This window comes from Sneathiella marina, assembly GCF_023746535.1.
In the GTDB taxonomy this organism is placed as follows: domain Bacteria; phylum Pseudomonadota; class Alphaproteobacteria; order Sneathiellales; family Sneathiellaceae; genus Sneathiella; species Sneathiella marina.
Map to the genome: position 1 here is coordinate 3,640,486 of NZ_CP098747.1, position 13,643 is coordinate 3,654,128.

At 51.1% G+C, this 13,643-nt stretch carries 13 protein-coding genes and 1 tRNA gene; 3 read left to right on the forward strand and 11 right to left on the reverse strand.

From position 1 onward, the window contains the following. Positions 1-207 precede the first annotated feature (207 nt). Positions 208-297 (reverse strand) — tRNA-Ser (locus tag NBZ79_RS17530). Between the two features lie 195 nt (positions 298-492). Here NBZ79_RS17530 and NBZ79_RS17535 point away from each other — a divergent pair. After that, the gene (locus NBZ79_RS17535) at positions 493-798 is read left to right on the forward strand and encodes a hypothetical protein (protein WP_251933921.1); all 306 of its coding nucleotides are present in this window, start codon (positions 493-495) and stop codon (positions 796-798) included. Positions 799-814: 16 nt separating this feature from the next. Here the strand turns inward: NBZ79_RS17535 and lepA are convergent, their stop codons facing one another. The 9 genes from lepA to NBZ79_RS17580 form a co-directional block, all read right to left on the reverse strand. Beyond that, positions 815-2,617 (reverse strand): translation elongation factor 4, encoded by a 1,803-nt coding sequence (gene lepA, locus NBZ79_RS17540; protein WP_251933922.1) that lies wholly within the window; start codon positions 2,615-2,617, stop codon positions 815-817. Between the two features lie 72 nt (positions 2,618-2,689). Continuing rightward, positions 2,690-3,139: a PaaI family thioesterase gene (locus tag NBZ79_RS17545; RefSeq protein ID WP_251933924.1), complete on the reverse strand. Its 450-nt coding sequence runs from the start codon at positions 3,137-3,139 to the stop codon at positions 2,690-2,692. 67 nt (positions 3,140-3,206) lie between these two features. Beyond that, a complete protein-coding gene (gene pheT / locus NBZ79_RS17550) occupies positions 3,207-5,618 on the reverse strand; it encodes a phenylalanine--tRNA ligase subunit beta (protein ID WP_251933925.1) in 2,412 nt (803 codons plus the stop codon). Continuing rightward, on the reverse strand, positions 5,615-6,691 hold the full coding sequence (pheS, locus tag NBZ79_RS17555; protein WP_251933926.1) for a phenylalanine--tRNA ligase subunit alpha: 1,077 nt from the start codon (positions 6,689-6,691) through the stop codon (positions 5,615-5,617). Before pheS ends, pheT begins: the two co-directional genes overlap by 4 nt. A 92-nt stretch (positions 6,692-6,783) precedes the next feature. Further along, positions 6,784-7,146, reverse strand: a complete 363-nt coding sequence (gene rplT, locus NBZ79_RS17560; RefSeq protein WP_251933927.1) for a 50S ribosomal protein L20 — start codon at positions 7,144-7,146, stop codon at positions 6,784-6,786. Between the two features lie 12 nt (positions 7,147-7,158). Next, positions 7,159-7,356 (reverse strand): 50S ribosomal protein L35, encoded by a 198-nt coding sequence (rpmI, locus tag NBZ79_RS17565; RefSeq protein WP_251933929.1) that lies wholly within the window; start codon positions 7,354-7,356, stop codon positions 7,159-7,161. Between the two features lie 285 nt (positions 7,357-7,641). Then, positions 7,642-8,178, reverse strand: coding sequence for a translation initiation factor IF-3 (infC, locus tag NBZ79_RS17570; protein ID WP_256470352.1), 537 nt, complete (start codon positions 8,176-8,178; stop codon positions 7,642-7,644). A 115-nt stretch (positions 8,179-8,293) separates the two neighbouring features. After that, positions 8,294-10,225, reverse strand: a complete 1,932-nt coding sequence (gene thrS, locus NBZ79_RS17575; RefSeq protein WP_251933933.1) for a threonine--tRNA ligase — start codon at positions 10,223-10,225, stop codon at positions 8,294-8,296. A 164-nt stretch (positions 10,226-10,389) separates the two neighbouring features. Beyond that, complete coding sequence (locus NBZ79_RS17580; RefSeq protein WP_251933935.1) at positions 10,390-11,571, reverse strand: glycosyltransferase family 4 protein; 1,182 nt, start codon at positions 11,569-11,571, stop codon at positions 10,390-10,392. Positions 11,572-11,592: 21 nt separating this feature from the next. Here NBZ79_RS17580 and NBZ79_RS17585 point away from each other — a divergent pair, with 21 nt between their 5' ends. Beyond that, positions 11,593-12,351, forward strand: a complete 759-nt coding sequence (locus NBZ79_RS17585) for an alpha/beta fold hydrolase (protein ID WP_251933937.1) — start codon at positions 11,593-11,595, stop codon at positions 12,349-12,351. A gap of 284 nt (positions 12,352-12,635) precedes the next feature. Here NBZ79_RS17585 and NBZ79_RS17590 read toward each other — a convergent pair whose 3' ends face one another. Further along, entirely contained in the window at positions 12,636-12,836 is a 201-nt protein-coding gene (locus NBZ79_RS17590) for a DUF2842 domain-containing protein (protein ID WP_251933939.1), read from the reverse strand. A gap of 194 nt (positions 12,837-13,030) precedes the next feature. Between NBZ79_RS17590 and NBZ79_RS17595 the strand changes: the two genes are divergently transcribed. Then, positions 13,031-13,606: a bactofilin family protein gene (locus NBZ79_RS17595; protein ID WP_251933941.1), complete on the forward strand. Its 576-nt coding sequence runs from the start codon at positions 13,031-13,033 to the stop codon at positions 13,604-13,606. Positions 13,607-13,643: the final 37 nt, after the last annotated feature.

The following is a 13,643-nucleotide window of genomic DNA, read 5'->3' on the forward strand; positions in this document are numbered from 1 at the left end:
CAAACAAGTAACAATTTGATCCGAATTTTTGACAAGCGTAATCATTTCATTATTTAAGCGAATGATTCCGAAATTGGCAATAATATTGTAAATTCTGTGGTTAGCATTTCGGAGCAGGGATTTTTAGAACATATCGGAACACCCGATCCGAAAGTCTTCGGCAGGTTTAGGAAAAACTCAGTTTGCGATGTTTGAAAAACAGATTGGTGGCGGAGGGAGAGGGATTCGAACCCTCGATACGGTTACCCGTATACACACTTTCCAGGCGTGCGCCTTCAGCCACTCGGCCACCCCTCCGCAAATCGTCTGCATGGATCTGCAGACGAGCGGGGAATATACTTCAGAAGCCAGAGATTGCAAGGGGTCAAAAGCCGTTTGCCGGAATAAATAACCGGCGGGCCGATATTATGGGAAAATAACCTCAAACGGGCTTTGAGTTCCTGGGCAATTCGCGATACCATGCCGCCATTCAATTGCAGAAAGATATGACACGTGATTATAGGCCGTCTTATTGGTTGGGTATGTATCGCCATCGCCTTTATGGTACTGGGGCGGGATCTTCTGCAATTCCTCAATACCGGCGAGCTGCACTTCATTCTTCTGGGGGAGCTTTGGTACAACCTGTTTCCCGAGGGGCTGAACCTGGCGCAGGCCGTCGTTCAGCGCTATCTGTTCCCAAGCCTTTGGGATCCGGTTATTCTCACAGTATTATTATGGCCGGCCTGGCTTGATTTCTTCGTGCCCGGATTGGTTTTGATAATCCTGTTCCGGAAAAGAAAGAACCGCAAAAAGAGGTAACCAGTCAGAAATCCAACTAGTCATCTCCCATTTTGAGGGCGGCCAGAAACGCCTCTTGCGGGATATCCACATTGCCCACAGAGCGCATCCGTTTCTTACCCTTCTTTTGCTTTTCCAGCAGTTTCTTTTTCCGGGTTATATCGCCGCCATAGCATTTCGCGGTCACGTCTTTGCGCAGCGCGCTGATGGTTTCCCGCGCCACAACCTTGCCGCCAATAGCTGCCTGCAGGGCGATCTTGAAAAGCTGACGGGGGATAAGATCTTTCAGGCGTTCACATAACTGCCGTCCGCGGCCTTCTGCCTGATCGCGGTGGGCAATCATCGCCAACGCATCCACGGGTTCGGAATTGACCAGAATGGACAGCTTGACCAGATCGCTTTCGATGTAGCTGTCCAGCTCATAGTCAAAACTGGCATAGCCCCGGGTAACCGATTTCAGACGATCATAAAAATCAAAGACAACTTCATTCAGCGGCAGCTTGTAAACAACCATCGCCCGGTTGCCCGCATATGTCAGGTCGGTCTGCACACCACGCTTGTCTTCACATAGCTTCAGCACCTGACCCAGATATTCATCGGGCACCAGAATGGTCGCCTTGATCCACGGCTCTTCAATATGGTCAATTTGCATGACATCTGGCATATCCGCCGGGTTATGCATCTCCACCATATCGCCATTGCGCATATATAAATGATAGACAACCGACGGGGCCGTGGTGATCAGATCAAGATCAAACTCGCGCTCCAGCCGCTCCTGTATTATCTCCAGATGCAACAGCCCTAGAAAACCGCAACGAAAACCGAAGCCAAGGGCGGCCGATGTTTCCGCTTCAAAGGAGAAACTGGCATCATTGAGGCGCAGCTTTCCAAGACTGGATTTCAGTTCGGAGAAATCCGCGGCATCAACGGGAAACAATCCGCAGAATACCACCGGCTGGTTCGGCTTGAACCCGGGCAAGGGCTCCAGCGCCGGCTTGCGGTCATCGGTGATGGTGTCCCCGACTTTCGTATCGGCCACCTGTTTGATGGCAGCCGTCATAAAACCGATTTCTCCGGGACCCAGCTCATCTACCATCAGTCCTTTGGGTGTAAACACACCAACCCGGTCCACCAGGTAGCTAGCGCCGGTTTCCATCATCCTGATTTTCTGGCCCTTTTTAATGGATCCGGCCCGCACCCGGAACAGTACCACAACGCCAAGATAGGCGTCATACCAGCTATCGATCAGCAGCGCCTGGAGCGGCGCATCCCGATCTCCTTGCGGCGATGGGATATGGGCGATAACGGCTTCCAGAACTTCATCCACGCCAACTCCGGTTTTCGCCGAGACAGGCAAGGCACCGCTGGCGTCAATGCCGATGACTTCCTCGATCTGTTCCACCACCCGGTCCACATCGGCGGCAGGAAGGTCAACCTTGTTGAGCACCGGCAGGATTTCATGGTCAACTTCAATGGCCTGATAGACATTGGCCAGCGTTTGCGCCTCAACGCCCTGACTGGCATCGACAACCAGGAGAGAACCTTCACAGGCAGACAGGGACCGGTTTACCTCATAGGCGAAATCAACATGGCCCGGCGTATCAATCAGGTTCAATGTATAGGTCTCGCCATCCTGCGCCTTGTACAAAAGCCGCACTGTCTGCGCTTTAATGGTGATACCGCGCTCACGCTCGATATCCATGCTATCGAGAACCTGCTGCTGCATCTCCCGTGCATCCAGCCCGCCGCACATCTGGATAAGGCGGTCGGCCAGCGTCGATTTTCCATGATCAATATGAGCAATGATCGAAAAATTGCGTATTTTACTTAGGTCCGTCATGAGCGTCTTTTTCTCTAATCTCTATCGCTTATCCAAGTAACAGGTTTCAGGGCAATTACAACAGGCGTGTGTCTAATCTTGCCCCGGCAGTGATATATCCGCATAGGTTCCCTGGTCGGACGGGATTTTCATGATGCCCGAAGAACTGAAAACGGTTTTTTCGTTAGCGGTTAATATACAAGTGGCGAAAAGCAACGTTCGTGTCTGTTTTATAACTTGTGTCCGGCCTTCAAGCCAGGTGCCATTGGGTACCGGAGAGACAAAATCGCAGGACATCTGAATGGTTGGTAGAAACTTGCGGATACCCGTGATCGCCTGACCACCGACACCCAGTTGCATATCGGCGAACGTCATCAACATGCCGCCATGACAAATATTGGCGATGTTGCAATGCTTGTCTTCTATGCGAAGTCCCAGATACGCATCCATCTCTACCGGTTTAATCATCAGGGTGCCGGTCAATCCGACAAAACCGACATTGCCTTCAAAGATCTTAAAACCGTCTGGAACATTATTTGTCATTTATTATCCTCCACAAACAGAACAAGGGGAGCTCCAAAGCTCCCCTCAATTAATAGGCTCCGTAACCCTAGTGCCGCAGATGACCACCGCTCGCCTTTTCAACATTGGCGATCACTTTCGCGGCGACGGCATCGATTTCCTCTTCCGTCAGGGTTTTGTCTGTTGGTTGCAACCGGACAGACAAGGCCACGGATTTTTTGCCCATGGCCACATGCTCCCCCTGATACACATCAAAAATCGACACATCGGAAATCAGTTTCTTATCGCTGCCCCGCGCCGCCCGGATAATCTTGTCTGCGGATATGTCAACATCCATTTCAAAGGCAAAGTCCCGTTCCACGGATTGGAAATCGGAAATGGACAATGGCGGACGGGCTGTCGCACTTTTTCCGCGCGGTAGCGGCACGTTATCAAGATAGACTTCAAATCCAACCAGCGGCCCCTTGACTTTCATTGCCTCCAGGACAGCGGGATGGATTTCCCCAAACGCCGCCAACCGGTTTTTTGGACCCAGCTGCAGAACGCCGGAGCGACCGGGATGATACCAATCCGGGGCGCCGGTAACGACCTGTGCATTGGCCGCGGGGCCGCCGACAGCTTCCAGAACCGCCACGGCATCCGCTTTTGCATCATAGGCATCAAAATACTTGCCGTTACCGGCCCAGTGCCGCTCTGAAGTCTGACCGGACCGGATACCGCCGGCCACCATTGCCTGGCCATCCGGCTGGTCCGAATGATATTCGGATCCGACCTCGAACAGCGACACGTCGTTGAAACCACGGGCATGGTTCCGTCCGGCGGCGGCAATGAGATTTGGCAGCAATGAGGGTCGCATGGCATCCAGATCCGCGCTAATCGGATTGACCAAAACAATTTCGTCAGGAACACCGCCGAAAAGATCCGCATGGGACCGCGGCAGAAACGACCAGGTGACCGCCTCCATCATACCGCGATTGGCCAAGCCGCGCTTCGCCATTCGAACACGGCGCTGCGGAAGATCCACGGACGGTTTGGCGACCACATTCGCCTTTGGCAAAGCGGCTGTAGGAATATTGTCATAGCCATGAACCCGGAGAATTTCCTCCACGAGATCCGCTTCCCCGTCCACATCCATTCGCCATGACGGGACGGAAACCTGAATGAGATCACCGCTGTCTTTTGGTGAAAACCCGAGCTTGTCGAGAATTTCCATCATTTCGGTGACCGGGACGTCAACACCGCCAAGATCCTGCACCCGGCTTTTGCGCAAATCGACATCCTTCTGCCACTCTGGACCGGTTCCGGCAACCACAACATTCGAGGGTTCCCCGCCGCATAAATCCATTATCAGCCGCGTGGCGATTTCCATGCCGCTTTCAACGAACGCCGGGTCCACACCCCGTTCAAACCGGTAACGGGCGTCGGATTCGATACCAAGCTTGCGACCGCTTGTGGCGATACGGATGGGATCAAACAGGGCCGCTTCAACAAAGACATTGGTCGTTGCTTCCGTGCAACCGGTTTCCTCACCGCCCATGATACCACCCAGGCCAACCGCGCGACTATTATCGGCGATAACGCAGGTCTCTGCACCAATGGCATATTCCTCGCCATCCAGAGCCAGTAATTTTTCTCCAGGCTCGCCAAGACGCACCTGAATATCACCGTCAACCTTATCCGCATCAAAAACATGGAGCGGGCGTCCCAGGTCATATGTGACATAGTTGGTCATATCCACAAGCGCCGAGATGGGACGCAATCCGATCGCCAGCAATTTATCCTGCAGCCATTTCGGGCTTGGCCCGTTTTTGACACCTCGTATATAACGGCCGACAAATTTCGAACAGGGTAAGGGACCCTGAACATCCGCGTCAAAATTGAGATGAACTGAGATAGGACTGTCGAACTGGCCCGGAACGGCGCTTAGATCAAGATCCTTCAGCGTCCCAAAGCCTCCGGCGGCCAAATCACGGGCGATACCGTAAACACCGAGCGCATCCTGATGGTTCGGCGTGATGGCAATTTCTACGATGGGATCATCCAGACCGGCGAGAACCGCGAAGGACGCACCTATTTCCGTATCTTCTGGCAGTTCGATGATGCCGTCATGTTCATCGGAAATTCCCATTTCCCGCTCGGACACCAGCATCCCGTTGCTTTCCACGCCCCGAATTTTAGACGGTTTCAGCAATAGATCCGTTCCCGGCACGTAAACACCGGATGGGGCAAAAACCCCCTTCATACCGGTTCGGGCATTGGGCGCACCGCAGACGACCTGAACAATTTCCGTGCCGGTATCCACTTTACAGACGCGCAAGCGGTCGGCATCCGGATGCTGGACAGCCTCCACAACATAGGCAACCCGAAAAGCTTCAAGCTCCTTGGCACGATCGGTTATTTCTTCCACTTCCAGTCCGAGCGCCGTCAGTTTTTCCGACAGCTCGTCGAGGGAAGCCGTATAGTCGAGATGCTCTTTCAGCCAGGATATTGTGAATTTCATCGGGACAGCCCTCCCCCAAGTGTGGGGACATCCAATGGCACAAAACCGTAATGTTTCAACCAACGAAGATCCGCGTCGAAGAAAGCGCGCAAATCCGGTATGCCATATTTTAGCATGGCGATCCGGTCAATGCCCATGCCCCAGGCAAAGCCTTGATACTCATCCGGATCCAGCCCGCAATGCGCCAGAACCCGCGGATTGACCATGCCGCAGCCCAATATCTCCAGCCAGTCATCGCCTTCACCAACTTTCACATGATCGCCGGCAAACGTGCATTTTATATCCATTTCTGCAGACGGCTCCGTGAACGGGAAATAGGACGGGCGAAACCGCATGGTGATTTCATCCAGTTCAAAAAACGCCTTGCAGAATTCAGCCAGGACCCCTTTTAAATGTCCCATATGACTGGTCTTGTCGATCACCAATCCTTCGATCTGATGAAACATGGGCGTATGTGTCTGGTCGGAGTCACACCGGAAAGTCCGTCCGGGGACAACAATACGGTGCGGGGGCTCTTTCGATTGCATGGTCCTGATCTGTACGGTCGAGGTATGGGTCCTCAATAGCTGACGCGAGCCATCCTCTTTTTCCGGCAGGTAAAAGGTGTCATGCATTTGCCGTGCGGGATGCTCGGGTGGAATATTCAAGGCGGTGAAATTATGAAAATCGTCTTCAATATCCGGACCTTCGGCAATATCAAATCCCATGTCGGCGAAAATTTCCGTGATTTCATCCATCACCTGACTGATAGGGTGAATACGCCCAACGCTTTCCGGGCGAACGGGCAAGGTCACGTCGATACTCTCGGATGCCAGTTTCTTCGCCAGTTCCGCCGCGTGAAGCGACGATTTCGCCCCGTCAATGGCCTCACCAATGGTCGATTTCAACTTATTCAGCTTCGGCGCAACCGTCTGGCGTTCCGTTGGGTCCATTTGACCGAGACCGCGCATCATCAGACTGACACTTCCCTTTTTACCAAGGGCCGAAATTCGGAGGGCTTCCAGCCCATCCAGGTCCGTTATGGTGCCGATCTGGTCCAGCAATTCTGATTCAAGCTTTTCAATATCCTGCATAACTACTCGCAAATAAAAAGGGGGCCACTAGAAGGGCCCCCTTTTAATAAAGTGGTCTACGAAAAAGTCTAGGTTTTCGAGGGCCCGGTGTATCAGGCTTTGTTAGATGCTTGGCTTGCAGCGTCTACCAATGCCTTGAAGGCCTCAGGCTCACGTACGGCGATATCAGCAAGAACCTTGCGGTCTACTTCAATGCCGGCCAGCTTGAGGCCGTGCATAAAGTTTCCGTAAGTCATGCCAAGCTCACGTGAAGCCGCATTGATACGTTGGATCCACAGCGCACGGAAGTTCCGCTTTTTTGTGCGCCGATCGCGATAGGCATATTGGCCGGCTTTTTCGACGGCCTGGATTGCTACGCGGAAGGTATTTTTACGGCGGCCATAATAACCTTTGGCTGCCTTGATAACTTTTCTATGACGGGCATGCGTGGTGACGCCCCGTTTGACACGTGCCATGGTTTTCTCTCCTTAACCGTACGGTAAAAACTTTTTGACGATCCGTGCATCCTGATCGGCGAGAATTGTGGTTCCCCGAAGATTACGAATCTGTTTGTTGGTCCGCTTGATCATTCCATGCTGTTTTCCAGCCTGGTTTGCACGTACCTTACCGTTGGCGGTAAGAGAGAAACGCTTTTTCACGCCGCTCTTCGTTTTTAGCTTGGGCATTTTAAGGCTTCCTGTAAATCACAAGTTGAAGCGAAAGAGCAAACTCGGCAGCACCAATTGGCCGGAATGCTCGACGAAGCGAGGGTTATAACCGCGGGACGGTTCAAATACAAGCCCTCTAACTGCTTTTTTTCATTCCCGTCCCCTGGATGACAATGATCATGTCTTCGCGGATCAATAAATTCTCAAACCCACGCAGTACATGTGGTGAGAACAGGGATAAATATCCACAAAAAAACCTGCGAATTCCCCCAAGGAGCCGCAGGTTTTCAGAAATTCAGCTACTTACTTTATGGGCGCAATCACCATGGTCATTTGCCGGCCTTCCATTTTCGGATGCTGTTCGACTTTTGCCACTTCTTCCGTCTCGTCACGCACTTTGTGAAGGAGTTTCATGCCCAGTTCCTGATGCGCCATTTCTCGCCCACGGAATCGCATGGTCACTTTCACTTTGTCGCCTGTTCCCAAAAACTTGCTGACAGCCCGCATTTTGACATCATAGTCATGCTGATCAATGTTTGGCCGCATCTTGATTTCTTTGATCTCGAATGTTTTCTGCTTCTTTCGAGCTTTTGATGCCTTTTTCTGTGCTTCAAAGCGCGCACGGCCATAATCCATGAGTTTGCAAACGGGTGATTCTCCCGGGGAAACCTCCACGAGATCAAGCCCGGCTTCATCCGCCAGCCCCATGGCTGCCTCAATGATCACCAATCCAATGTTATCACCATCATCATTTATCAATCGAACGCTGGAAGCCTGGATGTCTTCGTTCGTGCGTGGTCCGCTTTTTGTCGGAACCGTATTTCTTTGTGGGCGAGCTATCTACTTTCTCCTTTAATCATTAATCATCGTTATCCCGTCCGTATAAGGCGGAATGCTGATATATTCTATATTTTTTAACGATTTATTTCCACCGCTTCTTTTTTTGAGTACAAAATTAACTTCCCGGTACTTGCGCCTCTTCCACAAGCTGTGCAATTGCCTCGTCCAGATCCAGCACCTTTTGATGCTTTTCACCAAGACGGCGCACAGAAATCGTTTTCTCCTCTGCTTCTCGTTTACCGGCGACAAACATGGCCGGCACCTTGGCAAGACTATGCTCGCGTACTTTGTAATTGATCTTCTCATTTCGAAGATCAAGGGTCGCCCGCAAGCCTTTCGCTTTCAGTGCAGCAAGAACCTCCTCGGCATAACTGTCCGCTTCGTCAGTGATGGTCGCGACAACAACCTGAACCGGCGACAGCCAAAGTGGGAATCGCCCGGCATATTCCTCGATCAGAATACCGATAAACCGTTCCATGGATCCAAAGATCGCCCGATGCAACATGACAGGGCGATGCTTTGCACCGTCTTCGCCAATGTAGGATGCCCCCAGTCGTTCCGGCAAGACAAAGTCAACCTGCAAGGTTCCGCATTGCCAATCGCGGCCAATCGCGTCGGTCAATACAAATTCCAGTTTTGGTCCGTAAAATGCCCCCTCGCCCGGGTTCATGGAATAGCTGAGACCTGTTGCATCGATCGCATCCCGTAAGGAACCCTCGGATTTGTCCCAAATCTCGTCTTCCCCAGCGCGCACTTCGGGGCGATCGGAGAATTTGACTGTCACGTCTGTAAATCCAAAATCCTTATAGATATCGAGCAGTAACGCGCAAAAAATTTCTGTCTCTGAGGTAATCTGGTCTTCTGTACAGAAAATATGGGCATCATCCTGGGTAAACCCACGCACCCGCATGATCCCGTGTAACGCGCCGGAGGGTTCATATCGATGACAAGAGCCGAACTCGGCCATGCGAAGCGGCAGATCACGATAACTGGTGATCCCCTGATTGAAAATCTGCACATGGCACGGACAGTTCATTGGCTTCAGGGCAAATGTTCTGTCTTCTGATTCCGTGGTGTACATGGCATCGCGGAATTTCTCCCAATGACCGGACGCTTCCCACAGTTTGCGATCCACCAGCTGCGGGGTTTTAACTTCCTTATAGGCCGCCTGTTCCAGCTTATTTCGGATGTAGTTCTCCAATGTGCGGTATAGGGTCCAGCCCTTTTCGTGCCAAAAGACCATCCCAACGGCCTCTTCCTGAAGATGGAATAAGTCCATTTCCTTGCCCAGTTTGCGATGATCACGGCGTTCCGCTTCTTCCAGGCGGTGAAGATAGGCTTTCAGTTCCTTTTCATTGCGCCAGGCCGTTCCGTAAACCCTCTGCAGCATCTCATTGTTGGAATCACCACGCCAATAGGCGCCAGCAAGCTTCATCAGTTTGAAGGCATGGCCAAGTTTTTTGGTGGAGGGCAAATGCGGGCCGCGACACAAATCCTGAAATTCGCCTTGACGGTAAATGCCAATGGGTTGATCGGCCGGAATGCCAGCAATGATTTCCGCTTTGTAGTCCTCGCCAATGCTTTTAAAAAAATCAACGGCGGCATCGCGTTCCCACTCTTCACGGACAATCTGTTCGTCACGATCAACGATCTCATGCATTCGCTTTTCAATTTTTTCAAGATCAGCTGGTGTAAAAGGCTCATCCCGGGCAAAATCGTAATAGAAACCATTGTCGATTGCCGGCCCAATGGTTACCTGAGTTTCCGGATATAACTCCTTGGCCGCTTCTGCAAGAACATGGGCCGCGTCATGGCGCAGAAGCTCAAGAACATCATCGCCCTCTTCACGAATGGTTACAATTTCGACGGTTGTATCGGTGTCCAATGTAGTTTTGAGGTCTTTGACCTCGCCATCAATCCGCAATGCCAGGGCTGCCTTGGCCAATCCCGGGCCAATATCAAGCGCCAATTCTTCCCCTGAAATAGGGCCCTCAAATGATCGTACACTGCCATCGGGGAGGGATATATTGAGTTTACCGTTGTTCACTTTTTACCGCCAATTCTGTATGTGGTTCCGAGCAACACCCTGCCCTGAATCTTGGTTTTACGTGGGGGACTGTAGAAATCTGGCATGGCATGTCAAGTTAAAGAGCCGCGCAAGCACCCTTTTTAAGGTTTTAATTTACCTGACCCCTCCCCTTTGCCGGCATATTAGCGGGACAACAGATCTGAATATACTTTCAATGTTGCCGAACACATGGTCTCGATATCGAATTTTTCCATTACATGTTGGCGGGATAGCGTTGCCACTGCTTCGCGTTGTTCCGACGTCATGTTGATGGCCGCGGTCAACGCCGCTGCGATGGCGTCGGAATCGTCAACCGGAATTAGCCAACCGGTCTCGCCATCCAGAATGGTTTCCATGGATCCACCATGCGCCGTCGCCACGACCGGGCGCCCCATGGCCTGGGCTTCCACGGCGACACGCCCGAACCCTTCGGGGACGGTTGTCGCAGACACAACGACATCGGAAAGCATGAGGGCAACCGCCATATCGTCACAATGTCCTTTAATCTGCACCTTGCCTTCCAGATTCCTCGATCTGACGAGATCGCTGAGCTCTTCGCAATAGGCTTCTCGGCCATCAGTGCTGCCAACCATTAATGCCAGAAAATTGTCATTCTCTAATTTTGCCAGCGCTTCGATAAAGGCCGTGTGCCCTTTCAGGCGCGTCAAACGGCCGGGTAACATGATGACCGGAACGCCATCTGGCAATTGCCAGTCGCTGGCCATTTTGATAATGCGCTCGGCACTGATGGCAGCCGGGTTAAATTTGCGACAATCAACACCCCGGGGGATTGTCACAACCTGGCTCTCAGCAACCTCATAATTCTCCCGGATATGGCGGGCAATAAAATCCGAAATAGCGATCACTTTTTCGCCCTTTGCCATGACCGAGTTATAATAGTTTTTGAGAAATCCGCCGCGCGTATATGCTGCATGAAAGGTTGTTACAAAATGGCAGCTTTCTTTCCTTGCGGCCTTCATGGCGCTCCAGGCAGGTGCCCGGCTCCGGGCATGAACAATATCCACATTGTGCTGCTTGATGATATCCCGCAAGCGTGTCACATTCCGCCGCATGACCACCGGGTTCTTGGAGGCGACGGGCAAAGTGATATGCCGCACACCCATTCTGGTCAATTCGTGTTCCATTATGCCGCCACTTGAAACAACGATGGGGATCCAGCCTTCATTTTTCAGCGCCGCCGCTATTTCAATAGCCCCACGTTCGACACCTCCCCCGTTTAGGCTCGGAAGAATTTGCAGGACGGTCCGAACATGTCTTTCATCATCGGTGGATGGAGTGTTATGTTGGGATTCAATCTTATTCATAAATGGCTTCTATAATTCAAAATGACGAATTCAAATACACCAAGTATGCTGTCCAGGCCAGATGGTCAATCCCTTGCCTTCCACCATAGCGCCGGAGAGACGCCGGGCGTTCTGTTTTGCTCCGGCTTTATGTCCGATATGGAGGGAACAAAAGCCGTCGCCCTTGAAAACGCGATGACAGGCCTTGGTAGGGGATTTACCCGGTTTGACTATCTGGGGCATGGTCAGTCTACCGGCCATTTCACAGATGGCTCCATAAGTCGCTGGACCGATGACGCCCTCGCAATTTTGGATGAATGTACGGCAGGTCCGCAAATCATCGTCGGTTCCTCCATGGGCGGCTGGATCGGTCTTCGCATGGCATTGCTGCGGCCGGATCGCATTGCCGGTTTTATTGGTATCGCCGCAGCGCCTGATTTTACGACCCGTATGTGGGACGATATGCCCGAAGACGGTAAATCTGACATTTTATCGAAAGGTTCTTGGGAACAACCATCAGAATATTCCGACGAACCCTATATCATTACCAAGAAACTGATCGATGATGGCCCGCGTAATTTCGTGATGAACGGGCAAATAGACATAACCTGCCCGGTTCATCTGCTTCAGGGAATGAAAGATGATAGTGTTCCCTGGAAAACGGCTTTGCAGATACAGGAAGCCCTGGAAAGCGACGATGTCACCGTATCCCTGGTCAAGAATGGAGACCATCGGTTATCCGAGCCCGACGACATCACCCGTCTGGTCCTGGCAACCGAACGGTTATGTGCTTCCATATAAATTTGTCCGTATCCCTTGTCGGAAACCCCTTTTGCGGGTCGGTAGATTACGATCTAACCAATTGAAATTGGTTAGATTTATTTAGTTTGGCGCTAATTTGGACAGGGGTAACATAATGGTGATGAAAAAGAGTGATGAAGATCACTGGACATTAAGGAATATGACACCACATAAGATGTATAGATTAGTACAGACGCAAGACCTTTGCTGATCCTTGGGACAGTCCCCCTCTCCCAATGAAAAGCAATTTTAGCCGGATCGATCCCCCTCTCGATCCGGCTTTTTCATTGGGTTTCCGGTGGCTGCATCCATTTAACGATTTTCATCGCCGGGAATATCCAAATAACACCAACGATTGGGTAATAGATAAGTTCCGCTATTTTACTGTCCGGCAAAAAATTTACTGCAATCAGCATGCAGACAAGACTGTAAATCACTAAAAGGAGGATGAGGATAGCCATTCCGATGGCTTTGCGAGTATTCATCTGTACTACCGATGAGAAAAAAATAAAGTATTCAAGGATCAATTATAAAGTGAAGCACCTGAAAAGCAAATTTTGGATCGAATGCCTCATTTTTGACAAATAAAATCCGCATGTCGGCCATTATTCTATGTCCAAACTAGCTTACCAAATTTACCCAACATAGGACGCTTGGCATGTTTCAGAAGAAAACAAAATTGACCGATACCCCCGATACTGAAGCTGAGGCTTCCCTTCCAAAAGAAAACCCGATCGAAAGCAGAGTAAAACCGATGGCAAATAATGCAGGTGGCAGAACCTATGGCGTCGACAACGCGCTCCGTCCGAAAACGCCCGTCTATGGACAAGCTCCTGAGGAAAAAAAGCAAGGAAGCCGATTGCATGTTGGTGCCGATATCCATTTGAAAGGCGAAATCACAGCATGTGACCGCCTAATCGTCGAAGGAAAAGTAGAAGCCTCGATGGATAGTAAGGAAATCGAGATCAGTAAAAGCGGTGTGTTTATAGGAACTGTGGATATTGATACCGCCGATATATCCGGCAAGTTCGACGGTACAATGAAGGCCCGCAAGCGGCTTGTCATTCGTAAAACCGGACATGTTACCGGAAACATTAGTTATGGTGAAATTGAGATTGAGCCAGGCGGCGAAATTGGCGGATCCCTGAAAAAGGTTGGAAAGGAACAACCCAATCTTCTTGCCGATGTCGAAAAAGAGTCTGTTAAAAAACCTGAGATAAAAATAGACGAAGAGCCATCTAAGGCCTCAGCCTAAATCCTGACAGCAACCTTTTTCCAAGTTTGAAAATTTG

Bases quoted from the DNA above. Each gene is read 5' to 3' on its own strand.
- NBZ79_RS17590 (WP_251933939.1), bottom strand. From the start codon at position 12,836: ATGAATACTCGCAAAGCCATCGGAATGGCTATCCTCATCCTCCTTTTA.
- NBZ79_RS17545 (WP_251933924.1), bottom strand. From the start codon at position 3,139: ATGACAAATAATGTTCCAGACGGTTTTAAGATCTTTGAAGGCAATGTC.
- NBZ79_RS17580 (WP_251933935.1), bottom strand. From the start codon at position 11,571: ATGAATAAGATTGAATCCCAACATAACACTCCATCCACCGATGATGAA.
- pheS (WP_251933926.1), bottom strand. From the start codon at position 6,691: ATGCAGGATATTGAAAAGCTTGAATCAGAATTGCTGGACCAGATCGGC.
- NBZ79_RS17585 (WP_251933937.1), top strand. From the start codon at position 11,593: ATGACGAATTCAAATACACCAAGTATGCTGTCCAGGCCAGATGGTCAA.
- lepA (WP_251933922.1), bottom strand. From the start codon at position 2,617: ATGACGGACCTAAGTAAAATACGCAATTTTTCGATCATTGCTCATATT.
- rpmI (WP_251933929.1), bottom strand. From the start codon at position 7,356: ATGCCCAAGCTAAAAACGAAGAGCGGCGTGAAAAAGCGTTTCTCTCTT.
- rplT (WP_251933927.1), bottom strand. From the start codon at position 7,146: ATGGCACGTGTCAAACGGGGCGTCACCACGCATGCCCGTCATAGAAAA.
- pheT (WP_251933925.1), bottom strand. From the start codon at position 5,618: ATGAAATTCACAATATCCTGGCTGAAAGAGCATCTCGACTATACGGCT.